Here is a 25313-nt window from a genome sequence, read left to right as displayed (position 1 = left end):
TTCAGGGGTCGAGCGGATCGCGCGGATCGACCCGCGCGGACAGGCGCGACGGGCGGAACAGCAATTCGGTGGGGTTCAGGCGCGCGCCGATGGCACCGGGCTGATAGCCCAGTTCCTTGTCGTTGCGCTGTATGAACAGCGGATTTTCGATCATGGCGCTTTGCCCCGGATTGCAGACGATCAGCGTATCCTTGTCCAACGGCGCCGCCATCGCCATCAGCAGGCGGGTGGCGTTGCGCAAATTGGTGGTGGTGTGCCGGGCATAGGGTTCGATGATGATGGCATCGGCCGGCACGCCATAGCGCTCGATCAGCGCCTGGCGCATCTCTTCCGCCTCGGCAAAGCGGGTGGCGCGCGGATGGGCGCGGCCGCCGGTCAGGATGAGGAAGGGCGCGTCGCCGTCGGCAAAGCGGTTGGCGGCAAGGCGCAGATGATATTTGCCGAACGGGCTTAGCGGCATGCCCTCGACTTCCGGTCCGACCCCGGTGACGATCAGCGCGCTGTAGCGATAGCGTTTCCAGTCGATGCCCCTGGCGCGGGCCATGGCGGCCGCGTTGAGGCCACCGGTCAGCGGCTCGAAGCCGATCGCGTCGGTGCGGTCGCTGACGTCGAGCAGGGCAAGGGCATAGTCGATGCTGGAATCCAGCGCCTGGGCCGATCCCTTGCGCGGCGTCTGCGCGATCCAGGCGGCGGCGCGCAGCCGGGCCTGACGCTCGCGCGGGTCGATCGTGCCGGCGCCGTCGATATCGGGATAAGAGGGCACCTGCCCCAGCGCATAGCTGCGCAGGATGGCGTTGATCCCTTCCACCTCGCGACGGATCTGCGCACCGGCACCATCGTCCGCGACCGGCACATCACGTAGCGACAGCGCAGCCTGCACCATCAGGGCGATTTCGGTCGGGGTCCAGATATGGGCCTGCGCCACGCAATCGGCATCGCCGGCGCACGCCGTGCGGCGATCTTCACGGGCATGGAGCAGCGCATCCATGTCCGGCCGGGCGCGGAAGGCGGCAAGGGCGGCCGGGTCGTGTCCAAGAGCGTCCAGCACGGGAAAGAGGCGCCGGGACAGCGCCTCCGTCACGGCGTCGCGCGCCGCCCCGGCCAGAGCCGGGACGGGCGTGATCGCCACCGCCGCCATCGTCATCAACGACGCCGCAACGCGGCCGAGGCGGCGGGCCATCACCAGGACTTGCTGATGACGAGGCGGAAGTTGCGGCCGAAGATCGGGCGACCATAGATCGCCTCCGCACTGCCCTGCCCGCTCAGCGAGTCGGTGCGGGTATTGCCTTCGGTCAGGCCATGGGCGTTGAACAGATTGTCGCCCACGATCTGTGCCTGCCAGCTGCCATGGCGCGCCGTGATGCCCGCGCCGATCGTGCCATAGGCCGGCAGCGCGGTGTTGTTGTAGAGGTCAACATAGCGCTTGCCCATATAGGTGTAGCGCCCATAGACCGACACGTCGGTGTCGCCCGTCTGGAAGTCGAAACTGGGGCGGATATTGCCGTAGACCTTGGGCTGGCGGACGATCTGGTTGCCTTCGGCCTGTTCCGGGTCGGCGCCGGTCGAGCTTTCGAAATTCTTGTATTTGGGATCGCTGATGGTGAGCGCGCCGTTGAGCGAGAACCAGTTGGTGAGCGCCAGCTTGCCGTCGAATTCGACGCCCTTCACCTGCGCCTCGCCGATGAAGGGCACGTTGACATCGTTACGGCCCGTGGTCGGATCATAGGCCAGGAAGCTGGCGTTCAAGGGATCGAAATTGGTGTAGAAGCCGGTAACGTAGAGATAGGAGCGGCCGAAGGCGAGCTTCAGCCCGGCCTCGAACTGGTCGGCCTTGGTCGTGATGATCGTCGGGTTGATGCTCATCACCGTCTGGATGTTGGGCGGCGTTTCCAGGTGCGAGGCGCGGCCATAGATGCCGACATGGCTGGAGAAGTCGTAATTGGCGCCGACCGTCCAGTTGGTGACATTGGGCTTGAGCTTCTGGTTGAGGATCACGCCGGTGAAGGCGCGGGTGCTGTCGTCCGCCAGCGTGCTGGTGTCGCCCAGATTGGCCGCCTCGGTCAGCGCGGCCCAGCCCTTGTAGCTGTAGCGTTCGTGACGGATGCCCGCGTCGATGCGCAGGCCCGGCACGATTTCCCAGGTGTCATTGGCAAAGACGGCAAACATCTTGGCGTCGCTGTCGCCCTGATTGAGGGTGGCGGCATAGTTGAGCACGCCATTGTCGGTCACGCGGCCGATTTCCGCACCGGCGGCATTATAAGCGACCAGGTCCAGCGTGCGCGGCTTGCCCGCCACCTCGATCAGGTAATTCTGATAGAGGGTGCGGCTGTCCTCGCCATAGAAGCTGCCATAGACGCCGAGCTTGAGGTCATGGGTGCCAAAGCCGGTCTCGAACTTCTTGGCGACCGACAGATTGGCCTGGGCCGAATAGAATTTCGAATGGATGTCGCGATATTGGCCCTGCATCACCAGGCCCGACGCCGCATAGGGATCATAGACGGTGTTGGTGCCCGCCAGCGTATAGCCGAAATGGTCGACCGCGCCGAAAGCGGCCGTCGCGCGTGTCAGATAGCCGGCGGCGAAGGCGTTGCCGTCGGCCGGATTGGTGGTCGAGTAGAAGGCGCTGAAATCGAGCTTGCCCTGGGTGTAGCCGGCCTTGGCCGAGACCAGCCAGCCGTCGAAATCGCCATCATATTGGGCGCCGAAATTGACCATCTGCATATGGCGGCCATCCGACAGGTCGCCGGTACGGCTCTGTATCTGGCCGGTGCCGTCACGATATTTGAGGTTCACGTGGCGTAGCGACGGCGAGTTCATCGTGCCGTCGAAATAGTCGATATATTTGTCGAGCGAGACGCTGGGATCGCGCGGGTCGGCGATCGGGATCGGCAGATAGAAGACGTTGTGGTCGTTCACATAGTTGAGGTTCAGCTTGATCGAACCATTGTCGAAATCATGCTTGATATTGGCGCGCAGCTGCCCGCCCTTGTCATTGGCGAAGCCATTGTCGCGATAGCCGTCATGATAGCGGATGAAGCCGCCGATCGCATAATAGGTGTCGTTGCCGAGCGGGCCGGCCTGATAGGCGTCGAGGCGATAGAGGCCGGTGTCGCCCAGCGTGACCTGCGCCTTGCCGCGCGCCTCGTCGCTGCCGGTGACGGTGATCGCGTTGATGATCGCACCCGAATAGCTGGCATAGACCGGGGCCGGGCCGCCCCGCACGACTTCCACATGGTCGGTCATCAGATCCTGTTTCAGGATCGCGTCACCGCGGAAGAAGACGCCGTCATTCTCATGAAACAGCGGCAGGCCGTCCTGCTGGAAGCTGACGAAGCCGCCATCATTGGGCAGGCCGCGGATGCGGTAGATATTCTGCACTTCGCCGCCGGTGATTTCGGTCTGGAAGCCGGGCAATTGGCCGATCAGGTCAGCGAAATTGACAGGGGCGATCTTCTCCACATCTTCAGCGGAGATAGTGTTGATCGCATAGGATACGTCGAAGCGGCGCTGGGCGCGGGTGGAGCCGGTAACGATGATGTCGTTGGGGCCGTTGCCGGCATCAGCAGCCGCCTCCGCCGCCGGTGCAGTGTCGGCGGTCTGGGCCAGGGCTGGTGTGGCGATGATGCAGAGCGCGGCAAGCGCCGTGCCGGAGGCAAGGAAAGTCTTGAACATGATGCGTCCCCTCTGAATTGGTTGGGGCGCCTCTGGCCGTGCGATATGACATTTTTAATTATTGTTGTGAAAATAAATAAATCACCTTAACCGGTCGTCGCTTTTCATCGATAGCGGGATCGATCATGCAGTTTCCTACCCTGGACAAGGACCAGCGGCGCATCCTCCAGATGTTGCGCAAGTCCGGGCCACTGTCCCGTTCCGCTCTGGCGGCCGGGCTGGAAATCAGCGGCACCGCCCTCACCCGCCTGTCGCGCGACCTGATCGGCCTCAATCTGGTGGAGGAGGTGCCGGGGGCGGAGGCACAGGGGCGTGGGCGCCCCGCGATTCCCCTGCGCCTGGCGGGCCATGGCGGCTATGCGGTCGGCGCCACGGCGCACAAGGGCTTCATCGATATTGCCTTGGTCGATTTCACCGGCGCCACCATCGCCACCCATCATGAGGCCGTCGCGCCGATCGATCCCCAGGGCTTTGCGCGCAAGGTGCGGCGGATGACGCACGAACTGGTGGACCGGCACTGCCTGCTGGGGCGTCGCATGCTGGGTCTGGGCGTCGCGGTGCCGGGACCATCCTTGTCGCCTGCCGGCGATCGATGGAGCGTCGTCGACGTCCTGCCCAACTGGCGGGACGCGCCGCTGCGCGACATATTGTCCGCCGAAATGGGCTGGCCACTGTGGATCGAAAATGACGCCAATGCTGCAGCCGTCGCCGAATATTATCTGGGTGGCCTGCTTCGGGATTTCGGCACGATCGTCGTGCTGCTGCTGGGCTTCGGCATTGGCGCAGGCGTCATTGTCGATGGGCGGCTGGTGCGCGGCCAATATGGGGTGGCGGGCGAAATTGGCTGCCTGTTCCCGGGGCATCTGCCACGCCCCAGCCCCTTGGATCTGCTGGCGATGCTTCGTAGCAATGGTTGTGACCTGTCGTCGGTCACGGACATCGACTTCAATGCCCCGGACCAGATCCGCACGATCGAAAGCTGGCTGGACCGCGCCTCCGCGCAACTGGAAGCGATATGCAACACTGCCTTCGCCTGGCTTGATCCGGGGGCAATTGTCCTGGCTGGCACCTTGCCGCCCGCCATTCTTCAAGCGCTGGCTGGCCGCCTGCATGATGCCGATCTGGTGACGACCGTCCATCAGCGCCGGCCGCCCATAGAGATATCGCGCCTTCGTGGTTCACCGATCACCTTTGGCGCGGCGCTCTTGCCTATTCATGCCTTGTCCGCAGATGTGTGAACAATTTTTCGGCAACAGGATCGGAAAGTGACAAAATTTGCAGAAATTTCAGCTATGATCGAGGCCATGCAAAGACGCCGTATCGATCGCGCCATGCGAAATATTGAAACAAGATCGACCTAACCCTCGATTTCCCTTTCCCCTCCCCATAGCAGAGCGGTTCAGATATTTCTCATTTCATTTGCGACATAACGCTTTTACGCATCCTCATCTATAATACGACACTGAACGATTAAAACGCGCTTCCCGACTCCCGACCGTCCAGTTTCCCGTGCCGTAGCTTGGCGCTTCTTCGCGCAACGCCGAATTGCCGCGTCTTTCGGCGTCCCACTGGCAGTGAAGTTCTCCCTCAACGTTCGCCGATAACCTTTGACGGCCGCGCTACCACATACACGGCCCGCGCCATCTCCCGATAATAGGCGTTGCGATCACCGTCCCGCGCATGGACTTCGTTGATGCTGTACGACGCGCCGGGAACATAGATGAACTCCGCCCGGCCACCGACCTTCCGAAATGCGGTCTTCAGATCATGCACGGCGCCATCGAGATAATAGGAATCGGCGGTCCCGACCACGACATGGACCTTGCCGTCCAGGTCATGGCGCAGCCGTGGCCACTGGGTCTCGATCCGGTGGCCGATATCATGATTGTCCCGCCAATAGGCCGCGACCTGCGCATCGACTGCGCCCGTCACCCGGTCGAAGAGCGGCGCCGGCCTTCCGTCCGCGCGACGCGGCGAGAAGCTCCAGTCGAAGGATCGCAACCACACGGCCGATAGAGGTCGACACCGATGAAGTGCCGGAAATCCACCGGATCGACCGAGGGCTGGCCCGTCTCGCTGTAAAACAGCGCCGCCTGCATCACCATCCAATCACCCATAATGAGCCCGCCCCCAACGACGGGGCCAGTGAATCAGGACTTGGCAATCACCCCAAGCCCACGTTTTTTTTCAACATTATCGCCCCTTTCCTGCCATTGAGGGGCCGATTTTTCACCTCAAAGTCCGGTCGGTCCGCTTTTCTTCATCGCAGATCGCCCTACAGCCCTAGCTCGCTCAACCCCGGATGATCGTCGGGCCGTCGCCCCTGCGTCCAGTGGAACTTCCGCTCCGCCACGCTGATCGGCGCATCGTTGATGCAGGCGAAACGCCGACGCATCAGGCCGTTCTCGTCAAACTCCCAATTCTCGTTCCCATAGGATCGGAACCAGTTGCCGCTGTCGTCATGCCATTCATAGGCAAAGCGCACCGCGATGCGGTTGTCGGCAAAGGCCCATAATTCCTTGATCAGCCGATAATCCAGTTCGCGCTGCCATTTGCGGGTGAGGAAGGCAATGATTGCGGAGCGGCCATTGACGAACTCCGCCCGGTTCCGCCACTGGCTGAGCGGCGTATAGGCCATGGCGACCCTCGTCGGATCGCGGCTGTTCCAGCCATCCTCGGCCAGGCGCACCTTCTGTGTCGCGCTCTCCAGTGTGAAGGGCGGCAACGGCGGTCTCACATTGTCCATCATGCGTCTCCCATCTTGGCAAGGCGATCCTGCAATACCAAGTTCTCGGCTTCCAGTTGCGCCAGCCGCTCATGCAGCGGCCGGACTGCCTGTTCGATCTCGCGCTCGGTGAAGCGCGGGGTGATATGCTGCGGGCAATTCCAGTCGAACGCCTCCAGCCGCAGCCGGAAGATGCGTTCGGCCCGCGCCTTGTAATCCTTGTCCATGACAAGATCGGTGAGCGCCGGATCGGCATCGAGCGCCAGCTTTTCGACATGGACGTAGATTTTGAGCCGGGCGCGGCGAGGATAGTCCATCAGGATCAGGCAGGCCCGGTCGTTCGCGGCGAGGTTGCCGGTGCTGATATATTGGCGGTTGCCGCGATAGTCGGCAAAGGCCAGCGTCCGGTCGTCGACCAGCTTGAGGAAGCCGGCCGGGCCGCCGCGATGCTGGACATAGGGCCAGCCATCCTCCGACACGGTGGCCATGTAGAAACTGTCGCGGGCCGCCAGAAAATGGGCTTCATTGTCGGTGAAGCGGTCAAAGGCGCGATTACCGCTGAACGCCGCCCAATGGGCGTCCGCCCCCATCTCCGCTTGCGCCGCGCGCACGCTCGGCGTCGTCGCGATATCCAGAAAACCGTAGGACATGGTCCGTCTCCCGTCATCCGTCCGTTGCGGGGCCATGCATGACCATGGCCCCGCCGGGGTTCAGCGCACCGCGACCTTGCGATCGAGGAAGTCGCGGATCAGCGGCGCCATTTCATCCAGCTTGTCTTCCAGGGCAAAATGGCCTGTATCGAGAATATGCATCTCCGCGTCGGGCAGGTCACGCTTGTAGGGATGCGCGCCGGGTTCGGGGAAGATCTTGTCATTCTTGCCCCAGAGGATCAGCGTCGGCGGCTTGCGTTCGCGGAAGAAGGCCTGGAACGCCGGATAGAGCGGCACATTGGTGCGATAGTCATAGAACAGATCGAGCTGGATATCCTTGTTGCCCGGCCGGTCGAGCAAGGCCTGGTCCTGCACCCAATTGTCGGGGCTGATCCGCGACAGGTCGCGCACGCCATCGGTATATTGGAACTTGGTGGCGTCGAGGCCGACGAGCCAGGCCTGCGCCTCGCGATCCTTGGCAGACCCGCTCTGCCAATAGGTCTTGATCGGATCCCAGAAGGCCCCCAGTCCTTCCTCATAGGCATTGCCATTCTGGACGATGAGGCCGCTGACCCGCTCTGGATGCTTGAGGGCCAGACGGTAGCCGACCGGGGCGCCATAATCCATGACATACAGGGCGTAGCGCCGGGCGCCGATCTTGCCCATCAGCGTGTCGACCATGTCGGCATAATGGGCGAAGCTATAGCTGAACTGGCGATGGTCGGGCGCATCGCTCTGGCCAAAGCCCGGATAGTCCGGCGCGATCACATGATAGCGGTCGGCGAGCAGCGGGATCAGGTTGCGGAACATGTGCGACGACGTCGGAAAACCGTGGAGCAGCAATACCACCGGGCCGTCGGCGGGGCCGGCTTCGCGGTAGAACATCTTGACGCCATCGATCGTGGCGCTGCGATAATGGACGGTGGCGGCCGCAGCCTGCGTGGCAACGGCGCTGGCAGGCGCGGCGACCGCGTCGGCCGAGGCAGCGATGCCGGCGGTCGCCAGCAGCATCGAAATGACCAGTTTCTTCATCATGTCCTCCACCCTGTTGAGGTCGCTGAGCAAGGGCTTCAGCTTCTGGAGGCAGAGATAATCCTTGTCCTCATTCCTGATAATTCGAGAAAACTGGAAGTCATTATTCCTTATTGTGGAATAATTATCAGCCTTGCTGAAACAGCATATTGGTCCGCAGCCGGTCGACCGCGAGATCGACGAAACTGCGCACCTTGGCAGCCGCCCGCCGCCCTTCGGCATGGATGACATGGATCGGCAGCGGCTTTTCCATATGCTCGTCCAGAACCGTGACCAGCCGCCCGGCCGCCAGTGCCCGTTCGACCTGATAGGACAGCACGCGGGTCAGCCCCCAGCCCTGCTCGGCAGCGGCTATGGCCGCTTCATTGGTGTTGCAGAAAAGTTGGGGGTGGACAGTGACGCTGCTCCGGCCCTCCGGCCCGAAATGCCATTCGGGTGAGGCCCATGCCCCGGTCGGGCCGATTATGCGATGATGAACAAGGTCGGTCGGGGTCCGGGGCATGACATGCTGCTCGAAATAGGCCGGCGCGCCGCAGATGACCCGCCGCACCGTCCCGACCCGAATGGCGCTCAAACCCGAATCCGGCAGATGACCGATCCGGATGGCGACATCGATGCCTTCCTCGACGATATTGACCAGCCGGTCGACGAACAGGCTGCGCCCGGTCACCGCCGGAAAACGGTCCAGATAGTCGAGCAGGATCGGCAGCACGTACATCTGGCCAAAGATCACCGATCCGGTGACGATCAGCGTGCCGGTGGGATTACCATGGGCGCCTGCCGCCGCCGCGTCCGCATCCGCCATGTCGGCCAATATGCGCCGGCAATCGTCCAGATAGCCGCGCCCCGCTTCGGTCAGCTTCACCGACCGCGTTGTCCGGGTCAGCAACCGCACGCCGATCTGATCCTCCAGCGCGGAAATTGCGCGTGTGACCGCCGGCGGGCTCATAAGCAGCTGCCGCGCAGCTTCGGCGAAGCCACCGGTTTCCGCCACGCGAACGAATATCTTCATGGCTTGCCAGCGGTCCAAGACATTTCCCGGAATTAATTCTGCGACCAGAATGTGCGTGCAGTGCCAGGGGTCGGTCAATCCAGACAAATGGATGTCTCGAATTAATATCTCGTCTATTTCGACCATTTGACGCCATCCTCTATCCGCCTCGCGATCGCCGAAACCAGACGTCGGGGCGAGAATGCTTGAGGCGGACGACATTGAGAATCCCGTACCACCGGAACGGCGTGCCGCCTTTCATGCTATCGCTGACGCATTTTTTGCTGGAGATTTTGCCCTACAAACCCATGTGATCGAGGGGGTTTCGCCGACTGGACAGTCAGCCGCTCAATTCATCGCGGACAACATTTATGCTTACGGCGATCCTATCGCCCCTCTGAAACCAGCAACGTGGGACAGGGCCGTTTATTGTTGGATGGACGGATACTGGCCATTTCTCGTCGATCGCTCGACCGAAGGTGGAGATGTCGGCGACCTGACACTTCAGGCCACCCTACGGGATAGCGACAATACGCGAATTGAAGTGCCGTCGGGGCATGTCCCTTAAGGTGTAGGCCATGCCCAAAAGCTGCTGGTCTAGTAACCACGTCCGCGCTCCAGAGCAGACGGGCGGGAAACCCAGCAGATCGGCCGCCGGATTATCTCCCGCGAATGCACCCAGCCGACGGGCCTGCTGACAGGACATGGCACCATAATTGCCAGCGCGACATGTTGGGATCGATCGACGATGATGACGCGGATTTCCGAGAATTTCAGCCGGGTGAAGCCGGCTCCTCCGATCACGACCGTGTTGCGAGCGGGCAAAACGGTTTCCCGACCAGCGCATGAAGGTGGCGATCAAGCGCGACCGCCAGGATGACGCGATCATCGGGAAGGACTACCGATGCGCCGCCAGGGAAAGGACAGCGACACAGGACCTCCGCGATGAACCGCCTGGCCGATGCCAGGCCTATGCCGACACCAAGCTGCTGATCATCGCGCTTGCCTTCGCGATTGCGCGGCACCGGCCCGGCGTGCTCAGACTATCTCTTGGCCGCGAATGCCGCGTAGCGCTCGCGCCAGGCGGTCACTTCGGCTCTCAAATGCGCAGGCGCGGCCTCTCCCGACAGGAAGAAGCTGGCGACGCTGTTGTCGGGATGCATCAACATCTTCTTCGATCCGTCGGTGAACCAAACCGGCACCAACTCATCGCAGACGCCGTCGAGGATGGTGCCGGCCATGCCATTTTCGATCGCTTCGCTGCCGGGGAGCAGGCGTACCATGATCGATACGCCTTCGAAGCAGTTACGCGGCTCGCGAACAAAATCGAGCGATACCAGAATGCCGGACCGGTCGGGACGGGCCTCCTCGGGCATGTCCGCGATCCTGCGCCAGGCGCAAAACCAGGTTCTGCAAATATGCGGGCGCACGGCATGGATGCTGCATCCATCTGCGACCAGATGTGCACAATGGGTTCCAGCCGGCTTTTTGAAATCAGGCGTGTCCACGGTGAGGACAGTACAACAGATCGTGCAGTCTCCACACATCCGGTTGGAGAGCACTGGACCAAACAGGGTCGTTTCCAGATCATCAACTGTGTGCATTGGGATGCAAGTGCGTCGAGCTGGGGATAGAATGCAAGTAGGAACGGTCATGCACAATCGCACAGGATAGCATCAGACGATATGCGATCCATGCGAATGGCACGGCACTGATGGCTCAGTCACCCCTTCATCGCCATGCGACGTTCCAATTTTAATCCCCCCATGCAGACCTTCAATCCTCATGCCCTTCCTGCGAGGTCCAGACCTCATGCGCGTCGATCTGGATGCGCAGGATGGCGCGCAGCAGGGTGGCGCGGGCGTCGATTTCCTGGCGGCGCGTCTCGTTCGCCTGGCGACGGGCGAGCAGCGTATCGGCCAGGTCGATCTGGCCCAGTTCATAGCCTCTTTTCGTCCGGGTCGCGGCGGCGGCGGCGCTGACGGCGGCGCTGGCCATGCTGCGCCAGACCGCTTCGCGGGCACGGACATTGCTGAAATCGGCGGCGGCGGTCGCCTCTATCTCGCGCCGCACGCGGGCAAGGTCGAGTTCGGCCGCGCTGGCGTCTGCGGTCGCCTGGTCATGGGCCGCACGGCGATAACCACCGCCAAGCGGAATCGAGCCGACCAGCCCCACGCCCTTTTCCAGCCCGCCCCGTTCGCTGAAGACGCGCACGCCGAGCGATGGATCGGCGATGCGATCCGACGCGGCCCGGCGAGCGACCAGCGTCAGCCGCTGTGCCTCGCGTTCCGAAGCGCGGATTTCATGGCTGCGCTCGATCACCAGATTGCGCAGATCCTCCAGCGCCGTGGCCGGCATGGCCGGATCGGCGAGCAAGGGCGCCTCTTCGGGCAGAGTAAGGCCGGAGAAGCCGGCAGCGAGCTTCACCCGCGCCTCATCCCGCGCCGCGCGGGAGCTTGCGGCCTGCGCCTCCGCCTGGGCGAGCGCGGCCTCAGCCTGGTCCAGGTCCAGCAGGGATGCGTCACGCAACTGGGCGCGGCGGCGCACGGCCGCCATGTCCTGCGTCAGGCTGGCGGCGGAATCGAGGTCGGTGCGGTGTTGGGCACTGGCGAGCAACCAGTCATGCCACAGATCGGAAAAGGCGATCGCGGTCTGGTGCCGCACATCCTCCATCAGATTATGGGCGACCTCGACGCCCAGTTCGCCGGCCTTGCGGTCCAGCGACGCCTTGCCGGGCAGGCGGAACGGGCGGGTCAGGTTGACATCATATTCGCCATAATCGCCCTCCCCCTCGGCCGAACGGCGCGACACCGTGCCCTGGAAGGTGAATTCATGACCGCCCCGGCGGAGCATGGCCGCGCCAGCCTCGGCCGAACGCACGCGCGCCTGCGCCGCAGCCACGGCGGGATGGGTATCCAGCGCCTCCACCACCAAGGGTTCGGGCGGGAGGTCGGTGCGCTGGGCGAAGGCGGGCGTGGCGACAAGCGCCGTAGCCGTCAGGAGAAACGCGCGGATCATGCGACGCGCCCCCGTGCCGCGACCGGGCAGGCATGCCAGCGGACAGGATGGCCCCGCCGCGCATCGGTGACGGCGGCGACCAGCGGATCGATATCGTCCGCCGCCACGATCAGGTCGATCGCCGCCCGGCGCAGCGCGCCGCGCACCTGCTCGCCTGCACCAGCGTCGCCGAAATCGCGGCCCAGCACCTGCTCGTCGCGCAGATGGAGCGGCGCCTGGATATGGCTGCGCAGCGCGTCGGCCACGCCATCGCGGTCGATCGCGGCGCAATAGAAGGTCAACAGCATATCGGTCATGATCGGGCTTCCGTGGCGCCTTCACCGAAGCGCTCGAACAATATGGGCAGGAGGATGAGGGTGAGCAGGGTCGAACTGATCAACCCGCCGATCACCACGATGGCGAGCGGCTTCTGGATTTCCGACCCCGGCCCGGTCGCGAACATCAGCGGAACGAGACCGAAGGCGGTGATGCTGGCGGTCATCAGCACCGGGCGCAGCCGGCGTTCCGCACCCAGTCGCACGGCCTGGGCCATGCTCTGCCCCTCCTCCCTCAGCTGACGGAAATAGGCGACAAGGACGAGGCCGTTCAGCACCGCGATGCCGAGCAGGGCGATGAATCCGACCGAGGCGGGCACGGAGAGATATTGGCCCGACGCCCAGAGCGAGATGATGCCGCCGACCATGGCGAAGGGGATGTTGGCGAGGATCAGCAGCGACGCGCGCATCGAGCGCAGGGTCATGAGCAGCACCAGCAGGATCAGCAGTAGCGCGGCCGGGATGACCAGCATCAGCCGGGCGGAGGCGCGCTGCTGATTTTCGAACTGGCCACCCCAGACCATGCGATAGCCGGCCGGCATCTTGATCTCGCGATCGACGGTGGCGCGTGCCTCATCGACATAGCCGACCAGATCGCGGCCCGAGACGAAGGCCTGGACCAGCGCATAGCGAGAGCCATTTTCATGGTCGAGCTTGACCGGCCCCTCGGTGCGCTCGACCCGCGCCATGTCGCTGACCCGCGCGACGGTGCCGTCGGGCGTGCGCAGCGGCAGGTCGGCGAAACGGGTCGCATCGCTGCGGATCGTCTCGTCGCCCTTGACCAAAATCGGCACGCGCTTCTGCCCGTCGGCGACGACGCCGGCATGCACGCCCTCGATCTGGGCGCGCAGCGTATCCTGCATCTGGTCGATGGGCATGCCGAAGCGGCCGGCGGCGGCGCGATCGATATCAAGCTGGAGATAGTCGACATGGTCGTTGGCGACGGTCATCACCTCCGAAGCGCCGCGCGTCTTCGACAATATCTTCTGCACCTGTCCGGCCAGGTCCGACAGGGTGGCGAGGTCCGGGCCGAAAATCTTGACGGCAAGGTCGCCACGCGATCCGGTCAGCATTTCCGAGACGCGCATCTCGATCGGCTGGGTGAAGGTCGGCTCGATGCCGGGCAGCCGGTCGAGCGACTTGCGGATTTCATCGACGACGAACGCCTTGTCGCTGCGCCATTCTTTCTGCGACTTCAGCACCACGAAACTGTCGGTCTCGTTCGGGCTCATCGGATCGAGGCCGATCTCGTCGGTGCCGACGCGGGCGATGATCTGGGCGATTTCGGGCACATCCTTCATCAGCGACTGCTGCACCGCCGTGTCGCCCAGCACCGACTGGTCGAGATTGATGGTCGGCAGCTTGGCGGTCTGGACGATCACCGATCCCTCATCCATCGACGGCATGAAGGTCTTGCCGACCGTGCCATAGGCCAGCCCCGCCAGCACGAGGCCAAGCGCGGCCAGGCCATAGACCAGCCGTTTGCGGCCAAAGGCGCCGTCGAGCAGCGCACGATAGCGCGGCGTCAGCTTGCGCATGATCCAGGGGTCGCCATGATGGCCCGCCTTGAGGCCGAGCGAGGCGAGCACCGGCACCAGAGTGAGCGCGATCAGCAGCGATCCCGCCAGCGCGAAGATGATGGTGAGCGCGACCGGGGCGAACAGCTTGCCCTCCAGCCCTTCGAGCGAGAGCAAAGGCAGGAAGACGAGCGCGATGATGACGATGCCGGCCGACACCGGCACCACGACTTCGCCGGTGGCGCGGTAGACAGTGTGCAGCCGAGGCGGGCCGTCATCCTTCGCATGATTGAGCCGCTCGACGATATTCTCGACCACCACGACGGCGCCGTCGACCAGCATGCCGATCGCGATGGCGAGGCCACCCAGACTCATGAGGTTAGCCGACAGGCCCATGCCGCGCATCATCAGGAAGGTGACCAGCGCCGACATTGGCAGGGTGGCGGCCACGATCGCCGCCGCGCGCCAGTCGCCCAGGAACAGGATCAGCAGGATGATGACCAGGATGGTCGCCTCGATCAGCGCCTTTTCCACCGTGCCGACGGCGCGATCGATCAGGTCCGAGCGATCATAGAAGACGGCGATCGTCGTGCCCTGTGGCAGGGTCTTTTCCAGTTCGGCGACGCGCGCCTTGACGCCATCGACGACGGCGCGGGCATCTGCGCCGCGCAGCGCGATCACCAGCCCCTGCACCGCCTCACCCTTGCCATTGGCGGTGACCGCGCCATAGCGGGTCAGGCTGCCGGTGCCGACGGTCGCAACGTCGCCCATGCGGACGATGCGGCCATTGCGGGTGGCGATCACCATCGATTGGAGGTCCGCTTCCGACCGGATCGCACCGACGGCCCGGACGATCAGCGATTCCTCGCCCTGCGACAGGCGGCCCGCGCCGTCGTTGCGGTTGCCGCGCTCGATCGCATCCTGAAGATCGGCGATGCTGAGGCCCGCGCTGGCCAGCGCGATCGGATCGGGCCGCACCTCGAAGGTGCGGACATAACCGCCCAGCGCGTTGACGTCGGCAACGCCCGGCACGGTGCGCAGCGCCGGCCGGATCGTCCAGTCGAGCAGGGTGCGCTTTTCCTCCAGGCCGAGCGGCCCTTCGATCGTGAACATGAAGATGTCGGACAATGGCGTCGAGATCGGCGCCATGCCGCCCGATACCGCCGGCGGCAGATCGCCCATCACGCCCGACAGGCGTTCGGCCACTTGGCTGCGCGCCCAGTAGATGTCGGTGCCATCGACGAAATCGATGGTGATGTCGGCGATCGCATATTTGGCCGAGGAACGCAGGATCGCCTGCCCCGGAATGCCCAGCATCTCCATCTCGATCGGGGTGATGACGCGGCTTTCCACCTCCTCCGGCGTCATGCCGGGGGCCTTGAGGATCACCTTCACCTGGGTCTGGGCGATGTTGGGATAGGCGTCGACCGGCAGGTTGACGAAGGCCCAGGCGCCCAGCCCGGCGGTCAGCAGGGCAAGCGCGATGACGATCAGGCGATAGGAGAGCGCCCAGGCGGCCAGCGATTTGAGCATCCCGCCTTACTCGCCCATCGCCAGCGGCTTGAGCGCGCTGGTGCCCGTAACGACGACCTGCTCGCCCGGCTTCACCCCGGACAGGATCAGGATGCGCCCGCCGTCCTTGCCGCCGGTCTTGACCGGGCGCACGACGACGCCGGCGCGGGTGCGCACGAACAGCGTGTCGCCGCCGGGCAGCGTCGTGACGGCGGCGGCGGGCACCATGGCGGCACCGGCCGGGGCCGGGCCGAAGATCGACAGGCTGGTGGCGCGGCCGGCCATGGCACCGGGACCGGCCGGCAGCCTGGCCTTCAATGTTACCGATCGGGTGGCGGGATCGATGGTCGATCCGACCGCCGTCACCGTGCCGCGCAGATCATCGCCCAGCGCCACGGTCATGCCGGGCTTCACCTGGCCCGCAAGCCGCTCGGGCAATTGCGCCTGCGCCTCATATTGGCCGGCCGCGTCGATCACATAGGGGGCGGTGGTGCCGTCCGCGACGCTGCCGGCATGAATGGTGGCGCTGGTCACGCGGCCGGCGATCGGCGCGGTCAGCGTGTAGGTGCCGCTGGCGCCCGATCCGTTCACCATGGTCAGGATGCGGCTCTTTTCCGACACATCGGCGCGGGCTTCACCCAGCACGGCACGGGCCTCGTCCGCGCGGGCGCCGGCGATAATGCCTTCGCGCTCCAGTTGCGACAGGCGGATGGCGCTGGATTGCGCCACGCCCAGCCGTGCGCTTGCCCGATTGAGGTCCGCGCCCATGGACAGGACATCGCGGCTGGAGACGATCGCCAGCGGCTGGCCGCGCCGCACTTCCTCGCCCTCGACCACCAGGATGCGGGTGACGACGCCGGGGAAGGTGGCGGCGACGGCGACACGGGCATTGGGCGGCGGCGCGATCAGGGCGGGCACGACCGCGATCGGCGCTTCGGTGGCAGCGACGGCCGCGTCGAATTTCAGGCCCAGCCGGGCAATATTGTCCGCCGTCAGCGGGATCGATCCGTCCGCCGGCTGCGCCGCGGCGCTGTCATTGGCGGGCACGGCCTGCTCCCCCGAACAGGCGGCAAGCGACAGGAGAGCGAAAGCGCCGGGCAGGCGCACGAATCGGAATAGCGGGACCATGCCCTCTGCCCTAGTCGGTCAAACTGACGAGACCCTGACGAGCGGCCTTGGGCCGATCAAAGCGGCGCGAAGTCCAGCACCAGTTCCTGGGCATCGGCCACGCTGGAAAGGGTGCCGCCATGCGCCGCCATGATGCGGGCGACGATCGCCAGCCCCAGCCCGGCGCCTTCGCTGCTGGCATGATCCGCGCGGCGATGGCGCTGGACCAGTTCGGCCAGCCGCTCGGGCGTGAGGCCGGTGCCGCCGTCCTTCACGCGCAAGCGTGGACCGGGACCAGCGATCACGGTGACGGCGCCGCCCGCCGGCGTCACGCGCAGCGCATTTTCGACAAGGTTGCGCAGCGCCGCCGCCACCGTCTCGCGCTGGCCCACGATCGGCACGGCTTCTCCCACACGGGTCAGCGACAGGGTCTTGTCGGCCGCGATCGCGCCGGGCGCCAACAGGCTGACGATGTCGGCGCCGACATCCTCCAGCCGCACCATATCGCGGATCGACTGGGCCGCGCTCTGCGCCTCGACCCGCGCGAGCAGCATCAACTGGTCGATCAGGCGGCGCATCGCAATCACCTCGGCACGCAGACGGGGTGCGTCGGGATGGTCAAGCCCGTCCAGTTCGAGCGCCAGCACCGCCAGAGGCGTGCGCAATTCGTGCGCGACATCGGCGGCGAACGCCTCATGATCACGCGCCGCCTGGTCAAGCTGGCCGAGAAGGCGGTTGACGGCCTGGGCAAAGGGCACGGCCTCGGTCGGGAAAGCGGCATGATCGATCAGCACGCCGCGCTGATGGCGTTCGGCCACCTGCAACTGGGCGACCGCCTCCCCCAGCGGCGCCAGCGCCTTTCGGATCACGATCAGGCTGGCCATGCCCATCGGGATGATCAGCACCAGGATCGGCAGGATTACATGTTCGAACAGTTCGCGGAAGGCATGGCGGGCGGCGGCCGGATCACCCAACGCGGTGAAGCTTTGCCGATGTTCGTTGATGATGAAGACCAGCAGCAGCGCGGTGCCGATGAAGCCGACGATCGACAGGCCGATGAAGAGGCGACGGGCGATCGAGCGGCGCGGGGTCATGCTATCGGCTCCCGCAGCATGTAACCGACGCCGCGCACGGTATGGAGCATGCCGCGCGCGCCAGCATCTTCCAGCTTGCGGCGCAGTCGCGACACCGTCGCCTCGACCGCATTGGGCGTGACCGGCTCGGCAAAGGAATAGAGCGCGCTTTCGATGCTCTCGCGACGGACCACGGCGCCGGCCTGACGCAACAGCAGTTCCAGCAGATCGGTTTCGCGGCGGGACAGGTCGATCGCCTGACCGGCGCAGAGCGTCCTGCGGCGTGCAGAATCGACCAGCAGCGGACCGAAGCGCAATTCGGTCTGGGCGCGCGGACCCGGGCGACGCATCAGGGCACGTATGCGCGCCGCGATCTCGTCCACCTCGGCGGGCTTCACGACATAATCGTCGGCGCCGGCATCCAGTCCCGTAATCCGATCCTCCAGCGCGTCGCGTGCTGTCAGGATCAGCGCCGGCTGCATATGCCCCTGCCGCCTGATGTCGCGCAACCAGGCGATGCCGTCGCCATCGGGCAGGCCTCGATCGACGATCAGCACATCATGGACCTGGGCCACGACGGCCTCGGTCGCAGTGGTCAGAGTTTCAGCATGGTCGCAATGGAAACCCCGCCGCTCAAGGCCGGCCACCAGCAAAGCGGCCAGACGACCATTGTCCTCGATCAACAAGACACGCATGATAGGTCTCATCCCGGTTCAGACATGTCCGATCAACAGATTTTTCCGACATTGGCGAAGTTTCTTTCGCCTCTGCCAGCAGCGCGAGGAGGCGTCGCCATGAACAATCTGATTTGGCTTTCGGAGGCACGGATGGGCCGGATCGAACCTTGATTTTCGCGGTCGCACGGCATGCCACGGGCGGACGGCCAGGGCAGACCGCCGGTCATGCTGCTTAGCGAGGGGCAGACGAGCGGCTAGAGGGGGCGCTGCCCTGATGCTCGACGCCTTGCCCCGCGCCGACTCCCTGCTTGGCGACTGGGAGAGGATGCAGCACGACACCATACCCTACCGTCGGCGCCACAAGATCGAAAACCTGCTCGGTCGGCTCAAGGTCTGGCGACGCATCACACGCTACGACAGATGCGCCCATAGCTTCATGTACGCGATTTGCATCGCCACCACCATTGTCTACTGGCTCAATCAATGAGGCCTGACCTTATTTTTCCGTCCAATCCAGCCGGCCCAGCGCACGTGTCTGAGGGGCATTTGTCCGTGCCGCCAATGTCATGCGACGGCTGATATCCTGCCGGTCACCAGCAGTGCAAAAAGGCAGGAAGCCAATATCAGGCGATAGAGGACGAAGGGCAGATAGCTGCGGCTGCTCACCAGTTTCAGAAAGGCGACGATCACGCCATAGCCGACGACGAAGGCGATCAGCGTCGCCAATAATGTCTGCGCCAGGCCGAACTCGCCCGCCTGCCCCCAGCTTTTCCAGAGCTGATAGAAGCCCGATCCCAGCACCGCCGGAACCGCCAGCAGAAAGGAATAGCGGGCCGCCGCCTCACGCGTGTAGCCGAGCATGAGCCCCGCCGTGATCGTCCCGCCCGAGCGCGACACGCCGGGGATCAGCGCCATCGCCTGCGCCAGCCCCAGGACGAGGCCATGGCCAAAGGTCAACCGCTCCACCCTTCGCACTTTCGCCCCGAACCGATCCGCCAGCCCGAGTGCAATGCCGAAGAGCAGCAGCATCGACGCTGTAAAATAGAGATTGCGCAGCGAATGCTCGATCGCATGCTGAAACGCCAGGCCCAGCACGACGATCGGCACCGTCCCCAGCAGGACCAGCCACCCCATACGCACATCGCTCGGTCTGCCCTGCGGGCCAGACAGGAAGGATCGCAGCCAGGCCCAGGCGATGCGGACGATGTCGTGCCGGAAATAGAGCAGCACCGCCGCCTCCGTCCCGATCTGGGTGATCGCGGTGAACGCCGCACCCGGATCCTTCCCGGCCCCCAGGAACAGGCCCGCAATCCGCAGATGTGCGCTCGACGAGACCGGAAGAAATTCGGTAAGTCCCTGCAATAGGCCGAGACATGCCGCTTCGAACCAGAGTGCGGGATCGTCCATGGGCCGTTGCTCTCACATGAAAAAATGCCCCAGGGCAAGGCCCTTGGGCGCTGGCCAGCCGAATCTGCGCTGGCCTGGGCTCAGGCCTGCCTGACCGCCGGGAAGGCCTGCGCATCATTGTGCCGCGGTCCGATCTTGCGGTCCCACAGATCGGCATAGAGCGCTTCGAGCCGCTCGTTCATCGACGACACGCTCCAGGGGCTGAGGTCGATGCCCCGCACCCCTTCTTCCAGCCGCTCGGACGTCGGCTCATGGCTCAGCACCAGATTGATCGGCCGCTCCATCGCCTCCACCGTGTCGACGCGAAAGCCGGTGACGTCATTCTGGACGATGAAATCGATGCCCGGCAGGTCGGTGGCGATGATCGGCTTGCCACCCAGCGCATATTGGACGATCACGCGCGGCAGCCCTTCGCGTTCGGACGCCAGGATGCACAGCTGCGCCGTCTTGATCCACCGCGCAATATCCTTGCGGAAACCGATCACGCGGACATGGCCGGCCAGCCCCAGCGCGTCGATGCGCGCGCGGATCGCCGGTTCGAGCGGCCCCGCCCCGGCCAGCAGCAGGCAGGCCCGCGGATTGGCGGCAACGATCCGCGCAAAGATGTCGAGAAACTCGACATGGCGCTTGCGCTCCTCGAACGCGGCTACCATCAGCATCAACTGCGCGTCCGCCCATCCCATCGCCGGCGCCTCGGCCATCGCGGCCAATTCCGCCTCGCTCAGCGGCTCCGCCTGCTGGAACGCCGCGACATCCATGCCGCTGGGAATGACATGATGCCGATCCTCGTCGCCGATCCGGTTGACCAGGCATTCCGTCTTCATGCCCGCGCTGACGTCCACGAACGCATCGGTCACCGGCGACAGCATCTTCTCGCACGCCAGATAGATGCGCCGTTCCATCGGGCCGACATTCAGGAAGGGCAGGATATGGACCCCATGGACGATGATCGGCGATTGCGAGAACATCGCCGCCAGTCGCCCGACGAAGCCGGCCTTGCTGGTATGGGTATGGACGATGTCCGGGCGGATCTTGCGCAGCCGCAGCCCCATGTCGAGCAACGCCTGCAGATCCTTGACCGGGCTGACCTCGCGCACCAGCGCGTCGATGCAGATCGGTCGGACGTCCGGATGCAGGCGCCCCAATATGTCCGCATGATTTTCCCGCCCGTACATCAGATAGACTTCATGCCCCTGCTCGGCCTGTCCGTTGCAGGAATAAAGGGTGTTTTCGTCGGCCCCGCCCCGGATGAACCGGGTGATGATGTGTACGATCTTCATATAGCCCCCGATGAACAGCATTGGACGGGACGGCTATTTGATTCGCATTGATTCGTAAATATCAATCAAGTTGATTTCTTTCATTGACGACGAGATGTGAACGCGTATGCTCATCATCGTCATGGAAGGGAGAGAGGAATTGCGCTGCATTCACGCGACGGCGTTCGGATGCAGCGCAATTCCGCGATTTCGTCCCGTATATCAGGGAAACCCACGCGCCACCGCGCCATGAATTCATGACAAAATCACATACCGGACAGGAATCGAGGGATTACGCATGAACATAGCGTTAGTCGGACTGGGCTATGTCGGCCTTTCAAATGCTGTTCTGCTTGCTCAGCATAATCATGTCATGGCCGTCGATGTCGCCGCGGACCGTGTCGATGCGGTCAATGCGCGCCAATGCCCGATCGTCGATGCGGATCTGGAAGACTATCTGGGAACCCGCGACCTCGACCTGTCGGCCACGCTGGATCTCGACCAGGCCTGTGTCGGTGCGGACTTCGTCTTTGTCGCCACGCCGACAAATTACGATCCCACGACCAACTATTTCGACACCTCCAGCGTCGAAGCGGTCATCGCACAGGTGACGCGCATCAACCCGCAGGCGGTTATCATCATCAAGTCGACGATCCCGGTCGGATTCACCCAGGCGATGCGCGACAGGTTCGATACCGACACCATCATCTTCTCACCGGAATTCCTGCGCGAAGGGAAGGCGCTGCACGACAATCTCCATCCCTCGCGGATCGTCGTGGGCGAAAAATCGATGCTGGGGCAGGTCATCAGCGAATTGCTGCGCCAGGGCGCCATCCGCCAGGATATCGAAACGGTGCTGACCGACCCGGCCGAGGCGGAGGCGATCAAGCTGTTTGCCAACACCTATCTCGCGATGCGCGTGGCCTTCTTCAACGAACTGGACAGCTACGCCCTGCATCGCGGCCTCGAAACCCGCCAGATCATCGACGGCATCAGCCTCGATCCGCGGATCGGCAACCACTACAACAACCCGTCCTTCGGCTATGGCGGCTATTGCCTGCCCAAGGATACCAAGCAGTTGCTCGCCAATTACAGCGACGTGCCGCAGAACATGATCACCGCGATCGTCGATGCCAACCGCACCCGCAAGGATTTCCTGGCCGACCAGATCATCGCGAAACAGCCCCAAACGGTCGGCATCTACCGGCTCGTCATGAAGGCCAGTTCGGACAATTTTCGTCAGAGCGCTATCCAGGGCATCATGAAGCGGATCAAGGCCAAGGGGATCGAAGTCGTTATCTACGAACCCACCCTGGGCACCCCTGACTTCTTCGGGTCGCAGGTGCTGGCCGATCTCGATGAATTCAAGTCACGCTGCAGCGTGATCATCGCCAATCGCAAGTCGCAGGACCTCGCCGACGTCGAGGCGAAGATCTTCACCCGCGACATCTACGGAGTTGATTGATGAGAACCGTCCTGGTTACCGGCTCGTCCGGATTTATCGGCTATCATTTGTGCCGCCGCCTGCTCGCCGATGGCTTTCACGTCATCGGCATCGACAATCTGTCGGATTATTATGATGTCGGCCTCAAGCAGCGCCGCCAGACTCTGCTCCAGCACAATCCCAATTTCGTCGTGATCAACGAGGCGGTCGAGACGCCGTCGCTGCTGATGGATGTTTTCCGCGACTATCGGCCCGATTATGTTGTCCATCTCGCTGCCCAGGCGGGCGTCCGCTATTCGATCGAGAATCCGCGCAGCTACCTGGAAAGCAACCTTGTCGGCACGTTCGAACTGCTCGAGGCTGCACGGGCCTTTCCGCCGCAGCATCTGCTGCTGGCCTCCACCTCATCGGTCTATGGTGCCAACGAGAAAATGCCTTATCGCGAGACCGACAAGGCCGACCATCAGTTGAGCTTCTATGCCGCGACCAAGAAGGCGACGGAGGCGATGGCGCACAGCTACGCCCATCTCTTCGCCCTGCCGACCACCATGTTCCGCTTCTTCACCGTCTACGGCCCCTGGGGGCGCCCGGACATGGCGCTGTTCAAGTTCACCAAGGCCATCCTGCGAAACGAGCCGATCGACGTCTATAATTATGGCGATATGCGGCGTGACTTCACCTATATCGACGATCTGATTCAAGGCATCCGCCTGCTGCTGGACGCGATCCCCCACACGGGCACGCAAAACGGCGCGCAGGCCCCACAGAGCGAAGCCGACAGCCAATCGCCGGTCGCGCCTTTCCGCGTCGTCAATATCGGCAATTCCCAGGCGGTACAGCTCACCGACTTCATCGCCGCCATCGAGCAAGCGACCGGGCGGACGGCCATCCGCAACCTCATGCCGATGCAGGCCGGCGACGTGCCGGCGACCTGGGCGGATGCCAGCCTGATCCGCGACCTCACCGGCTATACCCCCTCCACTCCAATCGCGCAGGGGGTGCGCAATTTCGTTGCCTGGTATCGTGACTATTACCGGCTCTGACGCCCCCACCCTCAGCGCGCGCCGGCCTTCTTGCATGACAGACCCGTCATGACCGGCGGGCGCGCTCTATCGACAAGAGGCCCGATGCCACGGCTGGGTTCCCATCTCGCCTTCGCCTCCATCTCGCAACTGCTGCGCTATGCGGCGCCGTTGCTGGTCTATCCCTATCTCACACGGACATTGGGGATCGATGCGATGGGCTATTTCTCCACCGTGATGGCGGTGGGGCTGATGTGCAGCGTCTTCGTCGAATTCGGCTATGGCCTGATGTCGGTGCGCGAACTGGCCAGCGGCGACCGGCATGTGACCGGCGCCGTGCTGTCCGAACTCTGCCTCGGCCGATCTGTCATGTTCCTGCTGGTCGCCGCAGGGCTGGCCATCATCTGCCATTATGTCGATCTGCTGGCGGACAGCGGTGCCTATGTCGCAGCGCTGGCGATCGGCCTCGCCTACGGCTTTTCGGCTTCATGGTATTATATCGCGGCGGAACGGCCCAAGGCGCTCGCCGGCATCGACCTGTCCTGCTCGCTGTCAAGCTTCGCGCTGATCCTCACCTTCGTCCGGGGACCGGCCGACGCCCTGCTGGCGCTGTGGCTCTTCGTCATTCCGCTGTTGATCGCCGCCATCTACGGCCACCTGCTCGCCCGCAAAAGCTACGGCTTCCGGCTGACCTCGCCCGGGGCACTACTGGCATCCCTCACTTTGTCGCTGCGCTTCTTCTTCTTCACCGGCTTTCCATCCCTCACCAACCGGTGGAGCGTAGTCGCGCTGGCGATATGGTCCGATCCGCTGCAGGTCGTCTATTTCGCGGCCGGCGAAAAGCTGACCACCGCAGCCATCAACACGACGGTGCCGCTGACCCGCGTCCTCCTGCCCCGGATCGGGCGGCTGATGGCCGGCGATCCGGGTGCCGCCTATCGCGACATCCGGCGCTATGTCATCGGCATCGGCGGCTTCTACCTGTGCGCCAGCGCGGTGACGATCGCCCTTGCGGGGATCATCTACCCCATCATGTTCGGGGCGAACCTGGCCGAAGGATCGCGCATCTTCGCCGCGCAGATGCTGATGGTCCCCTTCGCCGCTTCGTCGCGCGTGCTGGTCCAGGTGGGCCTGACCAGCCTGCGGAAGGAAAGCTTCTGCGCGCTCGTCTTCATTGCCTCGACCCTCCTCTACCTGCTGCTCTCCGCGCTGATCGCCCCCACAACCGGGGGGATCGGCATCGCGCTCGCGCGGGCGGCGATCGAAATGATCGTCCTGCTCCTGTTCGTGCGCGCCTTCATCCAGGCGGGTCGGAGCCAGGCGCACCGATGACCTGCAACCAGCCCACAGCGAGCCACCCGCAATGAAAGCCCTTTTCGCCGTCGATCATATTTTCGGTCGCTCTGCCGACGGTGCCGTCTTCACCATCGGCGGGAAATTTCCCTATCCGGCATGGCAAAGCTATCTCGATGTCTTCGACCAGTTGACCGTGGTCAGCCGCGCCATTCCGCTGCCCGACCCGGCCGGCCAGCGCCGGTCCGATGGCCCCCGCGTCGATTTTCAGCTCTTGCCAGCCCGTCGCGGCATCGATCGGCTGCGCGGGATACGGGACGCCCGCAAGGCGATCTTCGCCGCGGTCAAGCAGGCCGATGTGGTGATTGCCCGTCTGCCTTCCGAAACCGCGCTGATCGCCTGTGCCGCCGCCCGCTTCCACGGCAAGCCCCTGTCCGTCGTCAGAACATTCGGCACAACTCGCGGCGTAGATTAGCGGAGTGCGGACCTCGTCAGGGGGTTGATCTTAGGCGGCGAACTTGCGGTGCTGCAAGCGCCGATGTTCGATGGTCTGTCGCTTGATCCTTTCGCGCAGTTTGATGATTGCCGGAGCCCTGCCGA

At 64.0% G+C, this 25313-nt stretch carries 23 protein-coding genes and 1 pseudogene; 7 read left to right on the top strand and 17 right to left on the bottom strand.

The annotated features are described in order from the left end of the window. Position 1 precedes the first annotated feature (1 nt). Positions 2 to 1180 carry a YdcF family protein gene (locus GGQ90_RS19040; RefSeq protein WP_188083574.1) on the bottom strand — a complete coding sequence of 393 codons (1179 nt, stop codon included), beginning with the start codon at positions 1178 to 1180 and terminating at the stop codon, positions 2 to 4. Then, a complete protein-coding gene (locus tag GGQ90_RS19035) occupies positions 1180 to 3672 on the bottom strand; it encodes a TonB-dependent receptor (protein WP_188083559.1) in 2493 nt (830 codons plus the stop codon). The genes GGQ90_RS19040 and GGQ90_RS19035 overlap by 1 nt, the downstream gene beginning before the upstream one ends. A gap of 125 nt (positions 3673 to 3797) precedes the next feature. Here GGQ90_RS19035 and GGQ90_RS19030 point away from each other — a divergent pair, with 125 nt between their 5' ends. Then, positions 3798 to 4910, top strand: a complete 1113-nt coding sequence (locus GGQ90_RS19030) for an ROK family transcriptional regulator (RefSeq protein WP_188083558.1) — start codon at positions 3798 to 3800, stop codon at positions 4908 to 4910. A gap of 349 nt (positions 4911 to 5259) precedes the next feature. Here the strand turns inward: GGQ90_RS19030 and GGQ90_RS19025 are convergent, their stop codons facing one another. The 5 genes from GGQ90_RS19025 to GGQ90_RS19005 all read right to left on the bottom strand — a co-directional run bounded on the left by GGQ90_RS19025 (position 5260) and on the right by GGQ90_RS19005 (position 9091). Next, complete coding sequence (locus tag GGQ90_RS19025) at positions 5260 to 5679, bottom strand: hypothetical protein (RefSeq protein WP_246428320.1); 420 nt, start codon at positions 5677 to 5679, stop codon at positions 5260 to 5262. A 268-nt stretch (positions 5680 to 5947) separates the two neighbouring features. After that, entirely contained in the window at positions 5948 to 6418 is a 471-nt protein-coding gene (locus tag GGQ90_RS19020; RefSeq protein WP_223178346.1) for a nuclear transport factor 2 family protein, read from the bottom strand. Beyond that, complete coding sequence (locus GGQ90_RS19015) at positions 6418 to 7047, bottom strand: pyridoxamine 5'-phosphate oxidase family protein (protein ID WP_188083556.1); 630 nt, start codon at positions 7045 to 7047, stop codon at positions 6418 to 6420. The genes GGQ90_RS19020 and GGQ90_RS19015 overlap by 1 nt, the downstream gene beginning before the upstream one ends. Positions 7048 to 7107: 60 nt before the next feature. After that, positions 7108 to 8079 carry an alpha/beta fold hydrolase gene (locus GGQ90_RS19010; RefSeq protein ID WP_188083573.1) on the bottom strand — a complete coding sequence of 324 codons (972 nt, stop codon included), beginning with the start codon at positions 8077 to 8079 and terminating at the stop codon, positions 7108 to 7110. A 127-nt stretch (positions 8080 to 8206) separates the two neighbouring features. Continuing rightward, positions 8207 to 9091 carry a LysR family transcriptional regulator gene (locus GGQ90_RS19005; protein WP_246428319.1) on the bottom strand — a complete coding sequence of 295 codons (885 nt, stop codon included), beginning with the start codon at positions 9089 to 9091 and terminating at the stop codon, positions 8207 to 8209. Between the two features lie 181 nt (positions 9092 to 9272). Here GGQ90_RS19005 and GGQ90_RS19000 point away from each other — a divergent pair, with 181 nt between their 5' ends. Then, positions 9273 to 9638 (top strand): DUF7668 domain-containing protein, encoded by a 366-nt coding sequence (locus GGQ90_RS19000; protein WP_188083554.1) that lies wholly within the window; start codon positions 9273 to 9275, stop codon positions 9636 to 9638. A gap of 475 nt (positions 9639 to 10113) precedes the next feature. Here the strand turns inward: GGQ90_RS19000 and GGQ90_RS18995 are convergent, their stop codons facing one another. The 7 genes from GGQ90_RS18995 to GGQ90_RS18965 form a co-directional block, all read right to left on the bottom strand. Continuing rightward, entirely contained in the window at positions 10114 to 10674 is a 561-nt protein-coding gene (locus GGQ90_RS18995; RefSeq protein ID WP_188083553.1) for a YkgJ family cysteine cluster protein, read from the bottom strand. A gap of 172 nt (positions 10675 to 10846) precedes the next feature. Then, on the bottom strand, positions 10847 to 12088 hold the full coding sequence (locus GGQ90_RS18990; protein WP_188083552.1) for a TolC family protein: 1242 nt from the start codon (positions 12086 to 12088) through the stop codon (positions 10847 to 10849). Then, positions 12085 to 12384, bottom strand: a complete 300-nt coding sequence (locus tag GGQ90_RS18985; protein WP_188083551.1) for a DUF3240 family protein — start codon at positions 12382 to 12384, stop codon at positions 12085 to 12087. Before GGQ90_RS18985 ends, GGQ90_RS18990 begins: the two co-directional genes overlap by 4 nt. Next, a complete protein-coding gene (locus GGQ90_RS18980) occupies positions 12381 to 15452 on the bottom strand; it encodes an efflux RND transporter permease subunit (protein ID WP_188083550.1) in 3072 nt (1023 codons plus the stop codon). Before GGQ90_RS18980 ends, GGQ90_RS18985 begins: the two co-directional genes overlap by 4 nt. A gap of 6 nt (positions 15453 to 15458) precedes the next feature. Beyond that, positions 15459 to 16559 carry an efflux RND transporter periplasmic adaptor subunit gene (locus GGQ90_RS18975; protein WP_188083549.1) on the bottom strand — a complete coding sequence of 367 codons (1101 nt, stop codon included), beginning with the start codon at positions 16557 to 16559 and terminating at the stop codon, positions 15459 to 15461. A gap of 56 nt (positions 16560 to 16615) precedes the next feature. Next, positions 16616 to 17632, bottom strand: a complete 1017-nt coding sequence (locus GGQ90_RS18970) for a sensor histidine kinase (protein WP_188083548.1) — start codon at positions 17630 to 17632, stop codon at positions 16616 to 16618. Next, complete coding sequence (locus tag GGQ90_RS18965; RefSeq protein WP_188083547.1) at positions 17629 to 18306, bottom strand: response regulator; 678 nt, start codon at positions 18304 to 18306, stop codon at positions 17629 to 17631. Before GGQ90_RS18965 ends, GGQ90_RS18970 begins: the two co-directional genes overlap by 4 nt. Before the next feature lie 256 nt (positions 18307 to 18562). On the opposite strand from GGQ90_RS18965, the gene GGQ90_RS18960 reads away from it, so the two are divergent. After that, positions 18563 to 18775 (top strand): hypothetical protein, encoded by a 213-nt coding sequence (locus GGQ90_RS18960; RefSeq protein WP_188083546.1) that lies wholly within the window; start codon positions 18563 to 18565, stop codon positions 18773 to 18775. 77 nt (positions 18776 to 18852) lie between these two features. Here the strand turns inward: GGQ90_RS18960 and GGQ90_RS18955 are convergent, their stop codons facing one another. Next, positions 18853 to 19695: an undecaprenyl-diphosphate phosphatase gene (locus GGQ90_RS18955; protein ID WP_188083545.1), complete on the bottom strand. Its 843-nt coding sequence runs from the start codon at positions 19693 to 19695 to the stop codon at positions 18853 to 18855. 80 nt (positions 19696 to 19775) lie between these two features. Then, positions 19776 to 20975, bottom strand: a complete 1200-nt coding sequence (locus GGQ90_RS18950; RefSeq protein WP_188083544.1) for a glycosyltransferase — start codon at positions 20973 to 20975, stop codon at positions 19776 to 19778. A 277-nt stretch (positions 20976 to 21252) separates the two neighbouring features. Here GGQ90_RS18950 and GGQ90_RS18945 point away from each other — a divergent pair, with 277 nt between their 5' ends. The 4 genes from GGQ90_RS18945 (at position 21253) to GGQ90_RS18930 (ending at position 25188) form a co-directional block, all read left to right on the top strand. Further along, complete coding sequence (locus GGQ90_RS18945; RefSeq protein ID WP_188083543.1) at positions 21253 to 22419, top strand: nucleotide sugar dehydrogenase; 1167 nt, start codon at positions 21253 to 21255, stop codon at positions 22417 to 22419. Then, complete coding sequence (locus tag GGQ90_RS18940) at positions 22419 to 23441, top strand: NAD-dependent epimerase/dehydratase family protein (protein ID WP_188083542.1); 1023 nt, start codon at positions 22419 to 22421, stop codon at positions 23439 to 23441. The genes GGQ90_RS18945 and GGQ90_RS18940 overlap by 1 nt, the downstream gene beginning before the upstream one ends. A gap of 84 nt (positions 23442 to 23525) precedes the next feature. Beyond that, on the top strand, positions 23526 to 24752 hold the full coding sequence (locus GGQ90_RS18935; RefSeq protein ID WP_188083541.1) for an oligosaccharide flippase family protein: 1227 nt from the start codon (positions 23526 to 23528) through the stop codon (positions 24750 to 24752). A gap of 31 nt (positions 24753 to 24783) precedes the next feature. Next, positions 24784 to 25188 (top strand): hypothetical protein, encoded by a 405-nt coding sequence (locus tag GGQ90_RS18930; protein WP_188083540.1) that lies wholly within the window; start codon positions 24784 to 24786, stop codon positions 25186 to 25188. A gap of 30 nt (positions 25189 to 25218) precedes the next feature. Here GGQ90_RS18930 and GGQ90_RS18925 read toward each other — a convergent pair. Beyond that, positions 25219 to 25313, bottom strand: a pseudogene (locus GGQ90_RS18925) (PEP/pyruvate-binding domain-containing protein); the annotation flags it as partial.

Origin of the sequence: Sphingobium scionense (assembly GCF_014197035.1) — a bacterium.
Taxonomy (GTDB): domain Bacteria; phylum Pseudomonadota; class Alphaproteobacteria; order Sphingomonadales; family Sphingomonadaceae; genus Sphingobium; species Sphingobium scionense.
This window is presented reverse-complemented; position numbering and strand designations above follow the sequence as displayed.